The following is a 20546-nucleotide window of genomic DNA, read 5'->3' as shown; positions in this document are numbered from 1 at the left end:
ACCAGCCATTCGAAGGGCCATCCAGAAGGGAGGCACGGCATGACCGTCACCGAGGACTACATCGACGCCTCCGGTGGGGACTGGGACGACGTCGTCGAGAAGGCCCAGGGCAGCAGCGCCGAACGTCTCGTCGTCAACATGGGTCCGCAGCACCCGTCCACGCACGGGGTGCTCCGGCTGATCCTCACCCTGGACGGCGAGACCTGCACCGAGGCCCGTGTCGGCATCGGTTACCTGCACACCGGTATCGAGAAGAACATGGAGTACCGGACGTGGACGCAGGGCACCACGTTCGTCACTCGCATGGACTACCTGACGCCGCTCTTCAACGAGACGGCGTACTGCCTGGCGGTCGAGAAGCTGCTCGGGATCACCGACCGGATCCCCGAACGCGCCAGCGTCATCCGCGTCATGCTCATGGAGCTGAACCGGATGGCCTCGCACTTCGTGGCCATGGCGACCTTCGGCATGGAGCTGGGCGCCACCACGGTGATGACCAACGGCTTCCGTGAGCGCGAGATGATCCTGGACATCTTCGAGCTCGTCACGGGCCTGAGGATGAACCACGCCTACGTGCGCCCCGGCGGCGTGGCCCAGGACCTGCCGCCCGGCGCGGTCGGCAAGGTCCGGGAGCTGCTGAAGGAGATGCCCGAGCGCATCAAGATCATGCGCAAGCTCCTGGACGAGAACCCGCTCTACCTGGCCCGTACCAAGGACGTCGCCTACCTCAACCTGCCCGGTTGCATGGCGCTCGGGATCACCGGGCCCCTGGTGCGCGCCTCCGGTCTGGCCTGGGACCTGCGCAAGGCCAAGCCCTACTGCGGCTACGAGAACTACGAGTTCGACGTGCCGGTCTCCGACGGCGGCGACGTGTACGCGCGTTACCGGGTGCGCATCGCCGAGATGGAGGAGAGCCTCAAGATCATCGAGCAGTGCCTGGACCGGCTCGAACCCGGACCGGTGATGATCGAGGACGCCAAGATCGGCTGGCCGGCCAAGTTGGCGCTGGGGCCGGACGGTCTGGGCAACTCGCCCGACCACATCGCGCACATCATGAGCGGCTCCATGGAGGCGCTCATCCACCACTTCAAGTTGGTCACCGAGGGCTTCCGGGTCCCGGCCGGCCAGGCGTACGCGGCCGTGGAGAGCGCCAAGGGCGAGCTCGGCTGCTACGCCGTCAGCGACGGGGGCACCCGTCCCTACCGCGTCCACTTCCGCGACCCGTCGTTCACCCACCTCCAGGCCGTCGCCGCCATGTGCGAGGGCGGGACGGTGGCCGACGTCATCGCGGCCGTGGCCAGTATCGACCCGGTGATGGGAGGCGTGGACCGGTGAGCGAGCACAACGGACCCGAGAACAGGGGTCTCGACGGCGGACCGGACGAGACGGTCGAGGTCTTCACCGACGAGGTGGTGGCCAGACTGGAACAGGACGCCAAGGAGATCATCAGCCGCTACCCGAAGCCGCGCTCGGCGCTACTCCCGCTCCTGCACCTGGTGCAGGCCGAGGAGGGGCACGTCAGCAAGGCCGGGATGCGGTTCTGCGCCGACCAGTTGGGCATCACGCAGGCCGAGGTCAACGCGGTCGCGACCTTCTACACCATGTACCGCCGCCGTCCGGGCGGCGACTACCAGGTGGGCGTGTGCACCAACACCCTGTGCGCGGTGATGGGCGGAGACGAGATCTTCTCCGCCCTCAAGGAGCACCTGGACCTGGCCAACGGCGAGACCACCGAGGACGGCAAGGTCACGCTGGAGCACGTGGAGTGCAACGCGGCCTGCGACTTCGCCCCCGTGGTGATGGTCAACTGGGAGTTCTTCGACAACCAGACCCCCGCCACCGCCAAGCGTCTGGTCGACGACCTGCGTCTGGGCGCGGACGTCGCGCCCACCCGCGGCCCCGCGAGCCTGTGCACCTGGAAGCAGGCCTCGCGCGTGCTCGCCGGGTTCGACGACGGACGCGCCGGCGAGGGCGTCCAGGCGGCGGCCCCGTCGCTGGCCGGTCTCGAACTGGCCCGGCGCAACGGTTGGACGGCGCCGGACCCGAACGACCTCCCTTCCCCGAGCCAGGGTGAGGAGGGCGCGAAGTGACCACCCTGACCCCGATCCTGTCCGAGAACTGGGATCGTCCCGACTCCTTCACCTACGACGGCTACCGGGCCACCGGCGGCTACGAGGCGCTGCGCAAGGCCCTGACCATGGAGCCCGACTCCATCGTCGACCTGGTCAAGGCGTCCGGCCTTCGCGGCCGCGGCGGCGCGGGCTTCCCGACAGGGATGAAGTGGGGGTTCCTGCCCAAGGACAACCCCAACCCGCGCTACCTCGTGGTCAACGCCGACGAGTCCGAGCCGGGTACCTGCAAGGACATCCCGCTCATGCTCGCCAACCCGCACGTGTTGGTGGAGGGCGTCGCGATCGCCTCCTACGCGATCAAGTCGCAGCAGGCCTTCATCTACGTGCGGGGCGAGGTCGTCCACGTCATCCGCCGTCTGCGCAAGGCGGTGGCCGAGGCCTACGAGGCCGGGCTGCTCGGCAAGAACATCCTGGGCACCGGCTTCGACCTCGACGTGGTCGTGCACGCCGGCGCCGGCGCCTACATCTGCGGTGAGGAGACCGCCCTCCTGGACTCCCTGGAGGGCTACCGGGGCCAGCCCCGCCTCAAGCCGCCGTTCCCCGCCGTGGCCGGACTCTACGCCTCGCCCACCGTGGTGAACAACGTCGAGTCCATCGCCAGCGTCCCGGGCATCGTCGCCAACGGCGCCGAGTGGTTCACCTCCATGGGCACCGAGAAGTCCGCCGGGTTCGGCTTCTTCTCCCTGTCCGGGCACGTCACGAACCCCGGCCAGTACGAGGCGCCGCTCGGCATCACGTTGCGCGAGCTCCTGGACATGGCGGGCGGCATCCGCTCCGGGCACCGGCTCAAGTTCTGGACCCCGGGCGGCTCGTCGACGCCGATCTTCACCGAGGAGCACCTGGACACCCCGCTCGACTTCGAGTCGGTGGGCGCCGCCGGTTCGATGCTCGGCACCCGCGCCCTCCAGATCTTCGACGAGACCACCTGTGTGGTGCGCGCCGTCGGTCGGTGGATCGCCTTCTACGCCCACGAGTCCTGCGGCAAGTGCACCCCCTGTCGCGAGGGCAACTTCTGGATGGTCCAGGTCCTGGACCGTCTGGAGCGGGGCGAGGGTACCGAGGCCGACATCGACAAGCTCCTGGACATCTGCGACAACCTGCTCGGCCGCTCGTTCTGCGCTCTGGGCGACGGTGCCACCAGCCCCGTCATGTCGTCGATCAAGTACTTCCGCCAGGAGTACGTCGACCACTACGAGAAGGGCGGCTGCCCCTTCGACCACTCCAGGTCCACCGTCTGGGCGGACCGGCCGACCATCACGGAAGAAGAGGGAGGGAACCGGTGACCGTCACCTCCAACACCTCCGGCGGGTCCTCGCCCGCCCCGCCTCCGGAGGACCTGATCACCGTCACCATCGACGGCTTCCAGATCCGGGTGCCCAAGGGCACCCTGCTGATCCGCGCCGCCGAACTGCTCGGTATCCAGATCCCCCGGTTCTGCGACCACCCGCTGCTCGACCCGGTCGGCGCCTGCCGTCAGTGCCTGGTCGAGATCCCCGACATGGGCAACGGGCGCGGCATGCCCAAGCCCCAGGCCTCCTGCACGATCACCGTCATGGAGGGCATGGTGGTCAACACCCACCTGACCTCCGAGGTGGCGGAGAAGGCCCAGCGCGGGATCATGGAGTTCCTGCTCATCAACCACCCGCTGGACTGCCCGGTCTGCGACAAGGGCGGCGAGTGCCCCCTCCAGAACCAGGCCATGTCCACCGGTCAGGGCGAGAGCCGGTTCATCGACGTCAAGCGCACCTTCCCCAAGCCCATCGCGCTCTCCAGCCAGGTGCTGCTGGACCGCGAACGCTGCATCCAGTGCGCCCGCTGCACCCGTTTCGCCGCGCAGATCGCGGGCGACCCGCTCATCGAACTGATGGAGCGCGGCGCCCAGGAGCAGGTCGGTATCGCCGAGGGGGAGGCGTTCGACTCCTACTTCTCCGGCAACACCGTCCAGATCTGCCCGGTCGGCGCGCTCACCGGTTCCGCCTACAGGTTCCGGTCGCGCCCCTTCGACCTGGTCTCCACGCCGAGCGTCTGCGAACACTGCGCGGGCGGCTGCGCCCAGCGCACCGACCACCGCCGTGGCAAGGTCACCCGCCGGCTCGCCGGCGACGACCCGCAGGTGAACGAGGAGTGGAACTGCGACAAGGGCCGCTGGGCGTTCACCTACGCCACGCAGGCCGACCGGCTCACCCGGCCGCTGGTCCGTGACGAGGACTCCCGGGCCCTGGAGTTCGCCTCCTGGCCCGAGGCGATCGGCATGGCCGCGCAGGGGCTGGCCGCCGCGCGCGGCAACGTCGGTGTGCTGGTGGGGGGCCGCCTCACCTACGAGGACGCCTACGCCTACGCCAAGTTCGCCCGCGTCGCCCTGAACACCAACGACGTGGACGCCCGCGCCCGCGAGCACTCCGAGGAGGAGGCCGCCTTCCTGGCCGCCCGTGTCGCCGGAACCCCGGTGGACGTGGACTACACGGCCCTGGAGAAGGCGCCGGCGGTCCTGATGGCCGGCTTCGACCCGGAGGACGAGTCTCCGCTGGTGTTCCTGCGTCTGCGCAAGGGCATGCGCAAGCGGGGGCTGAAGGCCTACTCCCTGGCCTCCCACGTCACCCTCGGGCTGACCAAGGTCAAGGGGACGCTGGTCCCGACCGCCCCGGGCGACGAGGGCCGCGTCCTCAACGCCCTGGACGTGGAACACCCCGAGGTCGTCGAGGCCATCGGGCAGGAGGGCGCGGTCATCCTGGTGGGCGAGCGGCTCGCCGCGAGCCCCGGGGCCCTGAGCGCCGCCGTCTCCCTGGCCGAACGCACCGGCGCCCGCCTGGCCTGGATCCCGCGTCGAGCCGGAGAACGCGGGGCCATCGACGCCGGGGCGCTGCCGAACCTGCTGCCCGGCGGACGTCCGGTCGCCGACGCCTCGGCCCGTGCCGAGGTCGCCCGAGCCTGGAACGTCGGCTCCCTGCCCGACCTGCCCGGACGCGACACCGACCGGATCCTCGCGGCCGCCGCCGCGGGCGAACTGGACGCCCTGGTCATCGCCGGCGTCGAACTCGACGACCTGCCCGACCCGGAGGCGGCCCGCGCCGCACTGGCCAAGGTGCCGTTCATCGTCAGCCTGGAGATCCGGGCGAGCGACGTCACCGACCGCGCCGACGTGGTGTTCCCGGTCGCGGCCGTCGCCGAGAAATCCGGCACCTTCGTCGACTGGGAGGGGCGCCACCGTCCCTTCGGCGATGCGCTCAAGGTGCCCGGCGCCCTCTCCGACCTGCGGGTCCTCGCGGCGATCGCCGACGAGATGGACGTCCACCTCGGTCTTCCCGACTCCGCCGGGGCCTACGGAGAACTGCTGGAGCTGGGCGTATGGCTGGGCGAACGCCCCGCCGCCCCCTCGGCCCGACCGGTGGCCCTGCCCGAACCCACCGCCGGCCGTGCCCTGCTGTCCACCTGGAAGCAGCTGCTCGGCACCGGTCGGATGGAGGACGGCGAGCCCTACCTGGCCGGCACCGCCCGCCGACCGCGCGCCTACCTGTCCAAGACCACGGCCGAGGAGGTCGGGGTCCCCGACGGCGGTTCGCTGCGTGTCACCGGCCCCCGCGGCTCGGTGACCGTCCCCGTGATCGTCACCGACATCGCCGACCGCGTCGTCTGGCTTCCGGCCAACGCCCACGGGTGCGACATCCGTCGTGACCTGGGCGCCGGCGCCGGGCAGACGGTCGAGCTGACCTCGCCCACCACCAACGCCGGGAGGCAGCAGTGACCCCCGCCGCTTTCGATCCGCTCACGGCGGACCTGGCCGCGGAGAGCAGCCTGAGCGTCTTCGGGAACGACCCCTGGTGGATCATCACCATCAAGGCGCTGGCGATCTTCGTCTTCCTGATGATCTGCGTGCTGATGATGATCATGGCCGACCGCAAGGTCATGGGTCGGATGCAGCAGCGCCACGGACCCAACCGGATGGGCCCCTTCGGCCTGCTCCAATCCCTGTTCGACGGCATCAAGCTCTCCCTCAAGGAGGACCTGATCCCGCGCGGGGTGGACCGGTTCGTCTACATCGCGGCGCCGATGATCGCCGCGATCCCGGCGTTCCTCGCCTTCTCGGTCATCCCGATCGGTCCCGAGGTGAACATGTTCGGGGTCATCACCCCGTTGCAGCTCACCGACCTGCCGATCGCCGCGCTGCTGGTGCTGGCCACCGCCGCGCTGGGCGTCTACGGGTTCGTGCTCGGCGGCTGGGCCTCCCAGTCGCCCTACGCCCTGCTCGGCGGCCTGCGCGCCTCCGCCCAGGTGATCAGCTACGAGATCGCGATGGGTCTGTCCTTCGTCGCGGTCTTCATCATGGCCGGAACGCTCAGCACCTCCGGCATCGTCGCGGCCCAGGAGAAGCTGTGGTTCGCGGTGCTGCTGCTGCCGTCGTTCCTCATCTACATCGTCACGATGATCGGTGAGACCAACCGGCTCCCGTTCGACCTCGCCGAGGGCGAGGGCGAGATCGTCGGCGGCTTCATGACCGAGTACGGGTCCATGAAGTTCACGATGTTCTTCCTCGCCGAGTACGTCAACATGTGCACCGTCGCCGCGGTGTCCGTGACGCTCTTCCTCGGTGGTTGGCACGCCCCGCCCGGCGTCACCGCGATCCTGCCCGGCGCCAACGAGGGTTGGTGGCCGGCCCTGTGGTGGCTGATCAAGTTCGTCGCCGTGATGTTCCTGTTCATCTGGGCCCGGGGCAGCCTGCCGCGTGTGCGCTACGACCAGCTGATGAAGCTCGGCTGGAAGGTCCTCATCCCGATCCAGCTCGTGTGGATCACCGGTGTGGCCGTCGTGCGCATGCTCATCCTCGACGGCGCCTCCCCGATCATCATCGGCGCGGTCGTCGCCGCCTTCACCGTGGCCACCATCGCCGCCTTCGCCGCCTGGCTCCGCTTCGTGCGGCGCGAGCGCGCCGAGGAGGCCCGACAGCGCGCCGAGAACGCGCGCCGCGCCCACAAGGAACCCTCCTTCGGCGGGTTCCCGGTGCCCCCGCGCACCGCCGCCCACTACGGCAGCAGCGTGCTCGCCGAACCGTCCCGGACGGCCGCGGCCGGCACCGCCGAACGCAACGACAAGAAGGGGGAGGTTACCGGTGCTTGAGTGGCTCAACCCCGTCAAGGGTTTCGGCGTCACCTTCCACACGATGTTCAAGAAGGTGCCCACCGTCGAGTACCCGGAGGTCAAGCGCCCCACAGCGCCGCGCTTCCACGGACGGCACCAGTTGAACCGGTGGGCCGACGGCCTGGAGAAGTGCATCGGGTGCGAACTGTGCGCCTGGGCCTGTCCTGCCGACGCCATCTACGTGGAGGCGGGCGACAACACCGAGGACGACCGGTACTCGCCCGGCGAACGCTACGGGCGCGTCTACCAGATCAACTACCTGCGGTGCATCCTGTGCGGTCTGTGCGTGGAGGCCTGCCCGACGCGGGCCCTCACGATGACCAACGAGTACGAGCTCGCCGATGACAGCCGGCAGAGCCTCATCTGGACCAAGGAGCAGCTCCTGGCCCCCCTCACCGAGGGCATGGAGCAGCCCCCGCACCCGATGCGGCTCGGCGACGACGAGCAGGACTACTACGCCACCGGACGCGGACAGCACGGCACGCAGGATCGGCCGGAGAACGCGGAGGCGGCACGGTGACCCCGTTCGACACCACCTCCACGACACACCTGGCCGCGGCGCCGATCGGCTCGGGCGAGGCCGGCCTGTTCTGGGTCCTGGGCACCATCGTGGTGCTCGGCGCCCTGGGCGTGGTCTTCTCCCGCAAGGCCGTCCACTCGGCCATGTCGATGGCGCTGACCATGGTCGGCCTGGCGATCTTCTACGGCGTCAACGAGGCCCCGTTCCTCATGGTCGTCCAGATCGTGGTCTACACCGGCGCCGTCCTGATGCTGTTCCTGTTCGTGCTGATGCTCGTCGGCGTCAGTTCCTCGGACTCCCTGGTGGAGACCTTGCGCGGACAGCGGATCATGGCGGCCCTCGTCGCGATCTGCTTCATCGGCGCCCTCGCCACCGGGATCACCCGGATCGTCGTGGGCGACCCGGCGGGCATCGCCGGCGCGGCCCCCGTCGGCGGGACCATCCCGTGGCTGGCCGGAGAGCTGATCCTGCGCTACGTGGTGGCCTTCGAGGCCACGGCGGCGCTGCTCATCACCTCGGTGCTCGGCGCCATGGTGCTCGCGCACACCGCCCGTACGGGCAAGCGCCGCACCCAGCGTGAGATCTCCGAGGACCGCATCCGCGGCGACCACCCCACCCCGCTGCCGGGCCCCGGTACCTACGCGCGGCACAACGCGATCGACATGCCCGCGCTGCTGCCCGACGGCTCGATCTCGCAGCTCTCGCTCAACCCGGTCCTGGCCGCCCGCGACCCCGAACACCGGTCGGGTGTGCCGATGGACGTTCAGGCGGGACGAGAGGCCCTGCCCGGCGCGGCGTCGGACTCGGCCCGCTCCAAGGAGGCCGAGGAGAACACCGGGGACACGTCCGACCCCGCCCCCTCCGGTGAGAACGGATCCGACACCGACACGGACGGCAACAACGGCAACGGGCAGGAGGTCGAGTCCACGTGGACCCGATGAACTACATCGTCCTCGCGGCGCTTCTGTTCACCATCGGCGCGGTCGGCGTCCTCATTCGACGCAACGCGATCATCGTCTTCATGTGCGTGGAGCTCATGCTCAACGCCTGCAACCTGGCGTTCGTCGCGTTCGCCCGGATGCACGGGGACATCGAAGGGCAGGTCGTCGCCTTCTTCGTGATGGTCGTGGCCGCCGCCGAGGTGGTCGTGGGCCTCGCGATCATCATGCAGATCTTCCGAACCCGCAGGTCGGCGTCGCTGGATGACGCCAACCTGCTCAAGCACTAGAAGGCGACGTGGCTGTGACACAACATCACGCGTACCTCGCCGCCGAACCCGTGGTGGCGACCGCGGCCGACAGCGCGGTGCTGTCGAACGCCTGGCTGCTGATCGCCCTGCCTCTGGTGGGCGCGGCGATCCTGCTCCTGGGCGGGCGGCGTACCAACGGTTGGGGGCCGCTGCTGGCCACCGCCCTCCCGGTGGCCTCCTTCGTCTGGGCCGTCCTGGTCCTGTTCGACCTGCTCGGCCGCTCCGGCGCCGAGCGTTCCGTCTCCGTTCCCGTCTACGAGTGGTTCGCGGTCGAGAGCTTCTCGGCGCGGATCGACCTCCTGATCGACCCGCTCTCGATCACCTTCGTCCTGCTGATCACCTTCGTGGGTTCGCTGATCCACGTGTACTCGCTCGGCTACATGGCCGAGGACCCGGAGAAGCGGCGCTTCTTCGCGTACCTCAACCTCTTCGTGGCCGCCATGCTGGTGCTGGTGCTCGCGGACAACTTCGTCCTGCTATTCCTCGGCTGGGAGGCGGTGGGGCTCGCGTCCTACCTGCTGATCGGCTTCTGGCAGTACAAGCCCTCCGCGGCCACCGCCGCCAAGAAGGCGTTCCTGATCAACCGGGTCGGCGACATCGGCCTGCTCATCGCGATCATGATCATGTTCACCGTGCTCGGCGCGGTGAGCTTCAGCGACGTCTTCGCGGCCGTTCCGGGCGCGAGCGACGGCGTCCTACTGGCCATCGGGCTGCTGCTCCTGCTCGGCGCCTGCGGTAAGTCCGCCCAGCTCCCGCTCCAGGCCTGGCTCCTGGACGCCATGGAGGGCCCGACCCCGGTGTCGGCGCTCATCCACGCCGCCACCATGGTCACCGCCGGTGTGTACCTCATCGTGCGCGCCGGCCCGATCTTCGAGGGCGCCCCCGTCGCGCAACTCGTGGTCATGACCGTCGGCGCCGCCACGATGCTGGCCGGCGGGATCATCGCCTCGGCCAAGGACGACATCAAGAAGTCCCTGGCCGGCTCCACGATGAGCCAGATCGGCATGATGGTGATGGCCGCCGGGCTCGGCCCGATCGGCTACGCCGCCGCCATCGCCCACCTGGTCACCCACGGCTTCTTCAAGGCCGGGCTGTTCCTCGGGGCCGGATCGGTCATGCACGGCATGAACGACGGCGTGGACATGCGCAGGTACGGCGGTCTGGCATCGAAGATGCCGATCACCTTCGCCACCTTCGGCCTCGGCTATCTGGCCATCATCGGCGTCCCGCTGCTGTCCGGCTGGTGGACCAAGGAGAGCATCATCTCCGCCACCTTCGGGTACGGCGGCACCGTCGGCCTGGTGTTCGGCTCCCTGGTCGTGCTGGGCGCCGCGCTCACCGCCTTCTACATGTCGCGGATGGTCTTCATGACCTTCCTCGGAAAGAAGCGCTGGGACGAGGGCGTGCACCCCCACGAGTCCCCGGTGAGCATGACCGCGCCCATGGTGGCGCTGTCCATCGGTTCGATCGCGCTCGGCGGGTTCCTGGTGGCGGGCGACCGCTTCGCCGCCTTCCTCCAGCCGGTCACCGGCGCCGAACTCCCGCACTTCACGGTCGGGCACGCCTTCACCTCGCCCTACGGGATCGCGGCGCTGGTCGTGCTGGTCCTCGGAGTGGCGCTCGCCTGGGCGATGTACCTGCGCAAGCCCGTACCGAGCACCGCGCCCAAGGGCAACCTCGTCACCGTCGCCGCCTCCAACGAGCTGTACGGCAACGAGATCAACGAAGGCCTGTTCATGCGTCCCGGGCAGGTGCTCACCAAGGTCCTGCTCGTCGTCGAGGACAAGGTCATCGACGGCGCGGTCAACGGGATCGGCACCGGCGTCCGCGACTCCTCCCAGGGGCTCGGCCGGACACAGACCGGGTTCGCCCGCACCTACGCGCTCACCATGCTCATCGGCGCCGTGATCGTCGCCGCGACGCTGGCTGTGAGGTTCTGACATGATCCCCTGGCTCACTCTCGCGATCGCGCTCCCCGCGATCGGCGCGATCGTCATCTGGGCGCTGCCACGCGTCAAGACGTCCGAGACGGCGACCACCGCGGCGCGCGCCGAGGCCTCGGCCTCCGGCGCCGCCGGTTCCGGGGGCACCGCCGTCAAGACCCGACCGGCCACCGGCACGGGGACGGCGGGCGCCGCCTCGGCGGAGACCGCCAAGCGCATCGCCCTGTTCTTCTCGGTGGCCACCCTCGCCCTGGTCGCGGCCATGGCGTGGAACTTCGACACCGCCGGAGCGGGGGGCCTCCAGTTCGAGGAGGTCTACCCGTGGATCCCCTACTTCGGGGTCCACTTCGCGCTGGGTGTGGACGGCATCGCCCTGGTGCTGATCCTCATGTCGGTGATCCTGGTCCCGCTGGTGGTCCTGGCCGCCTGGAACGAGCACTCCGACCGTGAGGACGGCGGCCGCGGCTACTTCGCCCTCATCCTCGCCCTCGAAGCGATGATGATCGGTGTCTTCGCCGCCACCGACGTCTTCCTGTTCTACGTGTTCTTCGAGGCCATGCTGATCCCGGTCTACTTCATGATCGGGCGCTACGGGCGCGGCGCCGACCGCGCCAAGGCCGCGATGAAGTTCCTGCTGTACAGCCTCGCCGGCGGCCTCATCATGCTGGTCGCGGTGATCGGCGTGTACGTCATCGGCGGCACCTTCCTGTGGAGCGAACTGACCGCGCCGGGCAGCCCGCTCGCCGCCGTCGACCCGGCCACCGCCCGCTGGCTCTTCCTCGGGTTCTTCATCGCCTTCGCGATCAAGGCCCCGATGTGGCCGGTGCACACCTGGCTGCCCGGCGCCGCCGGGTCCTCCAGCCCCGGCACGGCGGTCCTGCTGGTCGGCGTCCTGGACAAGGTCGGCACCTACGGGATGCTCCGGTTCTGCCTGGAGCTGTTCCCGGCCGCCGTGTCCTGGTTCGTGTGGCCGGTGGTGGCACTGAGTCTGGTGAGCATCATCTACGGTGCGATCCTCGCGATCGGCCAGAGCGACATGATGCGGCTGGTCGCCTACACCTCGGTGTCCCACTTCGGGTTCATCACCCTGGGCATCTTCGCCCTGACGCCCCAGGCCCAGGCCGGCGCGGCCCTGTACATGGTCAACCACGGCTTCGCCACCGGCGCGCTCTTCCTCATCGTGGGCTTCCTCATCGCCCGCCGGGGCAGTTCCCGGATCGAGGACTTCGGCGGCGTCCAGAAGGTCGCGCCCAAGCTGGCCGGGGTCTTCCTGATCACCGGTCTGGCCGGACTGGCGCTCCCGGGTCTGGCCCCGTTCGTCAGCGAGTTCCTCGTGTTCGTCGGCGTGTACGCCTTCAACCCGATCCCGGCCGTCATCTCCGTGGTCGGCGTGGTCCTGGCGGCCCTCTACATCCTGTGGATGTACCAGCGCACCATGACCGGGCCCACCAAGGAGAGCCTCTCCGGCACGACGGACCTGTCCGCTCGTGAGACCTGGGCCGTGGCCCCGCTGATCGCGCTCATCATCGCGTTCGGCGTCTACCCGCAGCCCCTGCTCAACGTCATCAACCCCGCCGTCGAACGCACCGTGGAGATCGGGGCGGACACCGCCTCGACCACCGCGAACGCCGAGGGCGACACCGAGGAAGGAGACGAGGAGTGAACGCGCTCTACGTCGCCGACGGGGCGCCCCCGTCGCTCCCCGGCATCACCGAGGCGGCACCGACCCTGGACTGGTGGCTGCTGGCCCCCTACCTGGTGGTGTTCGGCGCCGGTGTGCTGGCGGTGCTGTTCGAGGCCTTCGTGCCCAAGAGGTCCCTGCGGCCGGTCCAGATCACCGTCGCCGCCGCGGCCCTGATCGCCGCGTTCACGCTGATCGTCCTCCAGGTGGAGACGGTCGGCGCCGGCGGAGCGATGATCGCGGGCGGCGTGCTCGCCGTGGACGGCACGGTGCTCTTCCTCCAGGGCACCATCGCCGTCCTGGCCCTGGTGTCCCTGATGCTCATCGCCGAGCGCCGTGACGGTCGCGACGCGTTCTCCGCGCAGGCCGCCACGGTCCCCGGCAGCGAGGAGGAGCGCAGGCACATCCTCGCCGGCTCCCAGCACACCGAGGTCTACCCGCTGGTGCTGTTCGCGGTCCTGGGCATGCTGATGTTCCCGGCCGCCAACGACTTCCTCACCATGTTCATCGCCCTCGAGGTGATGAGCCTGCCGCTGTACCTGCTGTGCGCCCTGGCCCGACGCCGCCGCCTGTTCTCGCAGGAGGCCGCGGTCAAGTACTTCCTGCTGGGCGCGTTCTCCTCGGCGTTCTTCCTGTTCGGGATCGCCATGGTCTACGGCTACGCGGGCTCGGTGAACTTCGCCGCCATCCGCGCCGCCGTGGAGTCGGGCGGGGCCGAGATCTTCGCCCAGGGCGACGGCGAGCCGCTGCTCATCATGGGCATCGGTCTGGTCGCGATCGGTCTGCTGTTCAAGGTCGGCGCCGTGCCCTTCCACAACTGGAAGCCGGACGTCTACCAGGGCGCCCCCACCCCGATCACCGCGCTGATGGCCTCCTGCACCCTGGTGGCCGCCTTCGGCGCGCTGCTGCGGGTGTTCTTCGTGCCCTTCGGCGGCTCCGTCGAGATCTGGGAGCCGATGCTGTGGACGGTCGCCATCCTCACGATGGTGGTCGCCGCCTTCATCGCGGTCACCCAACGCGACGTCAAGCGACTGCTGGCCTACTCCTCGGTGGTGCACGCCGGTTTCATCCTCACCGCCGTGATCGCCTCCAGCACCGAGGGCCTCGCCGGCGCCATGTTCTACCTGGCCGCCTACGGGTTCACCACGCTGGGCGCGTTCGCCATCGTCACCCTGGTACGCACCAGGGACGGCGGACAGGAGCTCGGCGACCTGGACGGCTGGGCCGGCCTGGGCCGCCGTTCGCCCGGTCTGGCCCTGGCCCTGTCGCTGTTCCTGCTGGCCTTCGCCGGTATCCCGCTCACCAGCGGCTTCATCGGCAAGTTCGCGGTGTTCGAGGCCGCGGTCGCCGCCGGGGCCACCCCGCTGGTGGTCGTCGGTGTGCTCAGCAGCGCGGTCACCGCCTTCTTCTACGTCCGGATCATCGTTGTGATGTTCTTCCGGGATTCGGAGGGTGAGGGGCCCACGGTGGCTCGCGCGGGCGTTCTCACCGGCGGTGTGATCACCGTGGGTGTCGCCGCCACACTGGCCCTCGGAATCTTCCCGGGGCCGGTCCTGGACAACCTCCTGCCGTCCTCGGAGACCGGCGGAGAGCCCGCCGCGGTGATGATCTACCAGGTCACCGACGGGGGGACGACCGACTGACTTTTCCACGGTCTCCGACCCGGGTGTGGCTTTGGACCTTCATTCCGGGTCGGATACCGTGGCAAGTCGGATCATGTTCATGTGCTGAGCGTGCGGTCCCCTCCTCCGGAGAGGCGTCCGCGCGCCCGTTCAACAGGTGGAGCTTTACGGTGAGCGGTGCTGTCCCGAGCGGGTTTCTCGCTCTCCCGAGAGTCGACCCGACCCTCGCCCGGGAGATCCAGGACGACCTGGAGAAGGTCGAGGAGCTCCTGCGGGAGTCGGTGCGGTCGAGCGATCCGTTGCTGACCGAGGCCGCCTCCCACCTGCTGGAGGCCGGAGGCAAGCGCTTCCGAGCCATGCTGGTCCTGCTCGCCGCCCGCTTCGGCGACCCCAAGGTGCCCGACCTCATCCCGGCGGCGGCCGTGGTCGAACTGACCCACGTGGCCACGCTCTACCACGACGACGTCATGGACGAGGCCGAGCTGCGCCGGGGCAAGCCCAGCGCCAACCAGCGCTGGGGCAACAGCGTCGCCATCCTCACCGGTGACTACGTGTTCGCCAAGGCCTCCATGATGTTGGCCGACCTGGGCACCGAGGCGGTCCGGCTCCAGGCCGAGACCTTCGCCCGCCTGGTCCAGGGCCAGATCCTGGAGACCTCCGGGCCCCGGGAGGGCGTCGACCCGCTCGACCACTACCTCGACGTCATCGACGACAAGACGGCCTCGCTGATCGCCTCCTCCGCGGAGTTCGGCGGCATGTTCGGCAAGGTCGACCCCGAGACGGTGAGCACCCTGACCCGCGCCTGCGACGCGCTGGGCATGGCCTTCCAGCTCGCCGACGACATCCTGGACGTGGCCAGCGAGAGCGCCGAGTCGGGCAAGACGCCCGGTACGGACCTGCGCGAGGGTGTTCTCACTCTGCCGATGTTCTACGCTCTGCGCTCCCAGGACCCGGCCGACGAGCGTCTGAGGTCGCTGCTGGGCCGTCCGCTGGACGACGCCGAGGCCGAGGAGGCGCTGACGCTGCTGCGTCCGCACCCGGCCATGACCGAGGCCGACGAGACCCTTCAGGGATGGGCCGACAAGGCCAGGGCCGAGCTGCGCACCCTCCCCGACATCCCGGCGAGGGACGCCTTCCTGGCCCTGTGCGACTACGTGGTGGAACGCTCCGGCTGAGCCTCACCGCACCGTGCTTCGAAGGGCCCCACCCGAGCGGGTGGGGCCCTTCGCGTGTGTTCAGACCTTGGGCAGGGGGATCCGCAGTTCGAAGCGCGTCTCGGCGTAGTAGGACGGACCGTGGACCGCGAGGTGGCTCCAGAGCTCTTCGCCGGCGTCGGGCACGACGGTTTCGGCCAGGGAGAGCACGGCGGCGGCACGTCGGTGCCCGCCCACAGGAGCAGGTCGGGTTCGGGGTCGGGGTGGTCCATCCCGGCCTCCAACGCGGCCAGGAACGGGACGGCCTCTTTCGAGAGCACGTCCAGACGCAGGGAGCGCAGTTGGGGATCGGGGGTGTCGAGGAGGGACAGGCCGGTGGCGATGTCACCGGCGCGAAGGAGGGGGAGGGCCGCGACGAGGTCGGGGTCGTGCCAGGTGGAGCCCCAGGTGACGCCGTACTTCCGTGCGAGGCGTTCTTCCCCGAGGGCGAGGAGCTTGCCGAGAACCATGTACCGATTCTTGTGCCGGCCGAAGAGGATGAACACGATTTATGGGCTCAAAACGGCAACGGTTCCCGGGGAACCGATCGAGTGAGGACCGCATCCCACCGCACGGAGCCCGACCGTCTACCGAGAGTCCTTCCGTGAGCGCACCCACTCAGCAGAGCCGACGGATTCCCGGCCTGTCCCCCCTACGTCCCGACGACCCCGAACACGTCGGCCCCCACCGACTGATCGGACGGCTCGGCGCCGGTGGCATGGGAGTGGTGTACGGGGCCCTGGACCCGAACGGCGTCCCCGTCGCGGTCAAGACCGTGCACGCCCGACTGGCCGCCGACCGGGGCTTCCGGGCCCGCTTCGCCCGAGAGGTCGACCTCGTCTCCCGGGTCGACGGACTCTGTACCCCGCGCTTCCTCGGCGCCGACGTGGCCGGCGAGATCCCCTGGATGGCCACCGAGTACGTGCCGGGCCCCACCCTGAGACAGCGGGTCCAGGCTCGAGGTCCTCAGGGCCTTCGCGGTGGGGACCGCCGAGGCGCTGCGGGCCGTCCACGCCCAGGGGATCGTCCACCGCGACCTCAAACCGGCCAACGTGATCCTGGCCCCCGACGGGCCCAGGGTGCTGGACTTCGGGATCGCCCGGGCCCTGGGCGAGACCGTGGTGACCCGCACCGGTGGCCTGTTCGGCACCCCCGGATGGGTCGCACCCGAACTGTACGCGGGGGCCGACCCCACCCCCGCCGCCGACCTCTTCGCCTGGGGGGCGATGGTCGTCTTCGCCGCGACCGGACGCGACCCCTTCGGCCAGGGGGAGGCCGACACCCTCGCCTACCGGGTGGCCCACGAGGAGCCCGACACCACCGGTGTCCCCGCCGAAGCGCTCCCCGTGGTCACGGCGGCCCTGGCCAAGGACCCGGCCTCGCGCCCCACCGCCGACCGGGCGATGGCCGAACTGGTGGGCGCGGATCCGACGGTCCGGAACACACGGGTGCTGCTCGAGGCCTCCTGGAAGGCCGGGCCACGTCCCGACCTGTCCGTCTGGGGCGAAGGGCCGATCCGCCGGAGCCCGACGCCCCGGAAGAGGGGGCGGGGGTTCCTCGTCGCCGTCGCCGCCGTGACGGCCCTGGGCCTGGTGGCCGGTGGGGCGTGGTGGGCCGGAAGCAGATCGAACCCGAACGTCGGGGGAGCGGAGGACCCGGTCGCCGAGGCCGAGGATCCCGCCGAGGTACCGGACCACAGTGGCATCAACGTGCTGTCGGGCTCCTACGAGGAGCTCACCGGTGTGGTGGGCCTCTCCGCCACGGTGGCCGACACGGTCCGGCTCTACAGGATGGAGCCCGGCCCGCCCGGAACGGCCATCACCGAAGAGGGCGAGATCATCGGGGCCATCACGCTGAGCGCCCGCCGCGAGGGGAACGACGTCGTGGTGCGGGGCGAGGGCGTCTACGGAGGCGACGCGGGCGACATGGTCCTGCACAGCCGGGACGTCAGGGCCGACGTCCTCCCGCCCGGCTTCCTCGGCGGGGACATGGACACGGATGAGATCCAGGTGTTCACACCCGAGGAGGACGGGGTCCTGCTCGTGTTGAGTCCCGACCACACCAGGGACGAGTTCGAGGTGACCTTCGAGGGGCTCCCCGATCGGAGCGCGCTCAACATCGGGATCCCGGGGGAGTACCTGAACGGGGTGGAGTCCTACTTCGCGGACAGTACGCGGCAGGAGGTCGTGGGTATCGCCGCCGAGAAGTGCCTGGCGTCCGACGCCCCCGAAGGGGAGACGATCAGCCCGCTCCACCAGGCCGGAGACTGCGACCCCGCCTGGTTCACCGGATGAGCGGGCCGACGAGGGTGGGCCCCTACCGGGTGCTGGAACGGTTGGGCTCCGGTGGAATGGGCACGGTGTACCGGGCCCGGAGCGGCGGTCGCGACGTCGCGGTCAAGACCGTGCACGCCGAGTTCGCCGGATCGAGGGAGTTCCGTGAGCGCTTCCGCCAGGAGGTCCACCTGGTCCGCCGGGTGCGCAGCGCGCACGTACCGCGTTTCGTCGGCGCCGACACCGAGGCGCCGGTCCCGTGGCTGGCCACGGAGCTGGTGCGGGGCGCGTCCCTCGACCGGATCATCGGCTCGGGGCCGCTGACCGGTGGGAGAGCGGCCGTTCTGGCCACCGGGGTCCTGGCGGCGCTGCGGGACCTGCACGCCCAAGGGGTGATGCACCGCGACCTGAAACCGGGGAACGTGCTCCTGGGGCCCGACGGGCCCCGAGTGGTGGACTTCGGGATCGCCCGGGCCCTCGACGGGACCGCGCTGACCAGGACCGGAGGGGTGGTGGGTTCCTCCGGGTGGATCGCCCCGGAACGCCATGTCCACGGCCTCTCCACACCGGCTGCCGACGTGTTCGCCTGGGGCGCCCTCGTGGCGTACGCGACGACGGGACGGCCGCCCTTCGGGCGAGGTGCCCCTCAGGTCGTGACCGCCCGGGTCCTGGGCGCCGAGCCCGATCTGGACGGTGTCCCCGAGTCTCTGCGTCCGTTGGTCGAGGCGGCGCTCGTCAAGGAGGTCGACCGGCGCCCGGACGCGGCGTGGCTGTTGGAACGACTGCTGGAGCACGATCCGGCGGCGCGAAGGTGGCTCGCCGCGCGCCCGAGGCCCCGACGGTGGCGGCGCGGACCGATCGTCGCGGCGGGGGCGATGGCGGTGGTGTTGGCGGCGACCGCGGGGCTCGTGGCGGCCCGGCCGTGGGTGGACACCGGGGCCGAGACGGAACCGGAGGCCCTCACCGAGGGGACCTCCGAGGTCGGGGGGACGACCACGGATCCGTTCGCCGAGGCGGCGCGGGATCGGGGGTCCAACATCGGATACGTGGTGGAGGCCGCGGCCATCGTCGACCTGGGGACCCGGGGGTGGGACGAGGACGTGGACCGCGGTCCCCACGGCAGGTTCGTCCTGGACCCGGGGCCCGCGAGCTCGTCCATGACCGTCGAGGGGATGGAGGCCCGGGACGAGGGGGTCGCCATGACGTTCGCGGCCGCCCGAGGGAACGGTCCGGTCATCGACGGCGCGTGGTTCACGGTGGTCTCTCCGGAGGGGGAGGTCGTGCCCGCGTCGGAGGAGGGCGCCTTCGGGGAGCGGGGACGTCTCGTCTTCGAGGGGGCGCCGGAGCGAGGGCTCCTCCTCCTGACCTCCCCCGACCATGAGGAGGACGTTCGGGGCCACCCGCCGGTCGGGATCTGTTACGACCTCGCGGACGGCATCTTCTCCACGGTCTACGAGGACTGCTCCTGACCGGAACGCGGTGCCTCTCGCCGTGATGGCCTCGCCGTCGGTGATTCGAACGTACGTACAATATGAAAAAAGCGTCGTTCATTTCTCGGGAGGTCGATATGTCCGGACCGCGTGTCCTGATATCGGGGGGAGGGATCGCCGGCCCGGCGCTCGCGCACCTGCTGCGCGCGTACGGCTTCCGACCCACCATCGTGGAGCGTGCTCCGGAGATTCGCGCCGGAGGCCACGGTATCCAGATCGACGGGGTCGGGATCGACGCCCTGAGACGGATCGGCGTCCTCGACGAGGCCAGGAGGGCGGGCGGCCCCACACCCGACGAGATCCACCTCGACTACGGAGGGCACCGGCTGGTGATGCCCAACGGGGCTCCGCGGCTCTCCGACGAGACAGGGCTGATGATCCGACGCGGAGACCTGGCCGAACTCCTGTACCGGCACGTGCGAGACGACGTGGAGTACCTGTTCGACGACACGGTCACCGGGCTCCGGGAGACGGAGGAAGGCATCCTCGTCGATTTCGAGAACCGGCCCTCACGCGACTTCGACCTCGTCGTCGGAGCCGACGGAGCCCACTCCGGCGTGCGTTCCCTGGTCTTCGGCCCCGAAGAGCGCTTCCTCCACTACAAGGGCACCAATATCGCCCTCTTCGACATCGAGAATCACCTGGGACCCGTACGCCACATGATCGGACGGGCACGAGCCCGACGCGGGACACTCCTCCAGCCCACCCCCGACACCGAGCTGCTGGAGTGCTTCCTCCTCACCCGCGACCCCGAACCCCTGACCGACGTGGAGGGCCACCGGGCACTGCTCCGGAAACGTTTCGAGAGGGACGGCGAGGAGACGAGGCGTCTGCTGGAGGCCATGGAGCACGCCCGCACGACGTACACGACCCCCTCGGCGCAGGTCCGCATGGACTCCTGGAGCCTGGGCCGAACGGTCCTCCTGGGGGACGCGGGCCACGCGCTCGAACCGATGACCACTCAGGGAGGCTCCCTCGCCCTCACGGGCGCGTGCGTCCTCGGCGGAGAGCTCGCCAAGGCACGCGGCGACCACCGGGTCGCCTTTCCCGCCTATGAACGGGCGATGCGCGGTCTGGTCGACGCCAACATCCTCACGTCCCAAGCGAACGGCGAGATCTTCGTCCCGAGTTCCGGGGCGATCGGAACGTACGTACGGTCCTGGCTCCTGGACGGGGCCTCCCGGCTGGGACAGAGGATGAGGCCGTCGGTGGAGCAGAGGAAGGCCTACAACCTCCCCTTGGACGAGCATCTCCCCGCCGGGGCCGGTGCGTGATCCCCTCCGAGGACGAGGGACGGCGCCGCCCCGAAG

16 protein-coding genes are annotated in these 20546 nt (G+C 70.1%); 15 read left to right on the top strand and 1 reads right to left on the bottom strand.

What is annotated here, in order from left to right:
• Nucleotides 1-39: 39 nt before the first annotated feature.
• The 12 genes from TR33_RS06700 (at nt 40) to TR33_RS06645 (ending at nt 15455) form a co-directional block, all read left to right on the top strand.
• Nucleotides 40-1335 (top strand): NADH-quinone oxidoreductase subunit D, encoded by a 1296-nt coding sequence (locus tag TR33_RS06700; RefSeq protein ID WP_014911069.1) that lies wholly within the window; start codon nt 40-42, stop codon nt 1333-1335.
• A complete protein-coding gene (gene nuoE, locus TR33_RS06695; RefSeq protein WP_014913307.1) occupies nt 1332-2090 on the top strand; it encodes an NADH-quinone oxidoreductase subunit NuoE in 759 nt (252 codons plus the stop codon). The genes TR33_RS06700 and nuoE overlap by 4 nt, the downstream gene beginning before the upstream one ends.
• On the top strand, nt 2087-3415 hold the full coding sequence (gene nuoF, locus TR33_RS06690) for an NADH-quinone oxidoreductase subunit NuoF (RefSeq protein WP_017535936.1): 1329 nt from the start codon (nt 2087-2089) through the stop codon (nt 3413-3415). Before nuoE ends, nuoF begins: the two co-directional genes overlap by 4 nt.
• Nucleotides 3412-5874 (top strand): NADH-quinone oxidoreductase subunit G, encoded by a 2463-nt coding sequence (locus TR33_RS06685; protein WP_042282189.1) that lies wholly within the window; start codon nt 3412-3414, stop codon nt 5872-5874. Before nuoF ends, TR33_RS06685 begins: the two co-directional genes overlap by 4 nt.
• Nucleotides 5871-7244, top strand: a complete 1374-nt coding sequence (nuoH, locus tag TR33_RS06680; RefSeq protein WP_017535934.1) for an NADH-quinone oxidoreductase subunit NuoH — start codon at nt 5871-5873, stop codon at nt 7242-7244. The genes TR33_RS06685 and nuoH overlap by 4 nt, the downstream gene beginning before the upstream one ends.
• Nucleotides 7237-7785: an NADH-quinone oxidoreductase subunit NuoI gene (nuoI, locus tag TR33_RS06675; protein WP_014910317.1), complete on the top strand. Its 549-nt coding sequence runs from the start codon at nt 7237-7239 to the stop codon at nt 7783-7785. Before nuoH ends, nuoI begins: the two co-directional genes overlap by 8 nt.
• On the top strand, nt 7782-8726 hold the full coding sequence (locus TR33_RS06670; protein ID WP_014912944.1) for an NADH-quinone oxidoreductase subunit J: 945 nt from the start codon (nt 7782-7784) through the stop codon (nt 8724-8726). Before nuoI ends, TR33_RS06670 begins: the two co-directional genes overlap by 4 nt.
• Nucleotides 8714-9013, top strand: a complete 300-nt coding sequence (gene nuoK / locus TR33_RS06665; protein WP_014912309.1) for an NADH-quinone oxidoreductase subunit NuoK — start codon at nt 8714-8716, stop codon at nt 9011-9013. Before TR33_RS06670 ends, nuoK begins: the two co-directional genes overlap by 13 nt.
• Nucleotides 9014-9027: 14 nt before the next feature.
• The gene (nuoL, locus tag TR33_RS06660; protein ID WP_014909731.1) at nt 9028-10974 is read left to right on the top strand and encodes an NADH-quinone oxidoreductase subunit L; all 1947 of its coding nucleotides are present in this window, start codon (nt 9028-9030) and stop codon (nt 10972-10974) included.
• 1 nt (nt 10975) lies between these two features.
• Nucleotides 10976-12640: an NADH-quinone oxidoreductase subunit M gene (locus tag TR33_RS06655; RefSeq protein ID WP_017535933.1), complete on the top strand. Its 1665-nt coding sequence runs from the start codon at nt 10976-10978 to the stop codon at nt 12638-12640.
• Entirely contained in the window at nt 12637-14301 is a 1665-nt protein-coding gene (nuoN, locus tag TR33_RS06650) for an NADH-quinone oxidoreductase subunit NuoN (RefSeq protein WP_042282187.1), read from the top strand. Before TR33_RS06655 ends, nuoN begins: the two co-directional genes overlap by 4 nt.
• Before the next feature lie 149 nt (nt 14302-14450).
• Nucleotides 14451-15455, top strand: a complete 1005-nt coding sequence (locus TR33_RS06645) for a polyprenyl synthetase family protein (protein WP_014908875.1) — start codon at nt 14451-14453, stop codon at nt 15453-15455.
• A 60-nt stretch (nt 15456-15515) separates the two neighbouring features.
• Here TR33_RS06645 and TR33_RS26565 read toward each other — a convergent pair whose 3' ends face one another.
• The gene (locus TR33_RS26565; RefSeq protein ID WP_017535932.1) at nt 15516-15671 is read right to left on the bottom strand and encodes a hypothetical protein; all 156 of its coding nucleotides are present in this window, start codon (nt 15669-15671) and stop codon (nt 15516-15518) included.
• A gap of 782 nt (nt 15672-16453) precedes the next feature.
• On the opposite strand from TR33_RS26565, the gene TR33_RS27485 reads away from it, so the two are divergent.
• The 3 genes from TR33_RS27485 to TR33_RS06630 all read left to right on the top strand — a co-directional run bounded on the left by TR33_RS27485 (nt 16454) and on the right by TR33_RS06630 (nt 20510).
• Complete coding sequence (locus tag TR33_RS27485; protein WP_052358115.1) at nt 16454-17767, top strand: protein kinase domain-containing protein; 1314 nt, start codon at nt 16454-16456, stop codon at nt 17765-17767.
• Entirely contained in the window at nt 17764-19215 is a 1452-nt protein-coding gene (locus TR33_RS27190; protein ID WP_042282185.1) for a serine/threonine-protein kinase, read from the top strand. The genes TR33_RS27485 and TR33_RS27190 overlap by 4 nt, the downstream gene beginning before the upstream one ends.
• A gap of 98 nt (nt 19216-19313) precedes the next feature.
• Nucleotides 19314-20510: an FAD-dependent monooxygenase gene (locus tag TR33_RS06630; RefSeq protein ID WP_042282183.1), complete on the top strand. Its 1197-nt coding sequence runs from the start codon at nt 19314-19316 to the stop codon at nt 20508-20510.
• Nucleotides 20511-20546: the final 36 nt, after the last annotated feature.

Origin of the sequence: Nocardiopsis alba (assembly GCF_000710955.1) — a bacterium.
GTDB classification, from domain to species: Bacteria; Actinomycetota; Actinomycetes; order Streptosporangiales; family Streptosporangiaceae; genus Nocardiopsis; species Nocardiopsis alba.
This window is presented reverse-complemented; position numbering and strand designations above follow the sequence as displayed.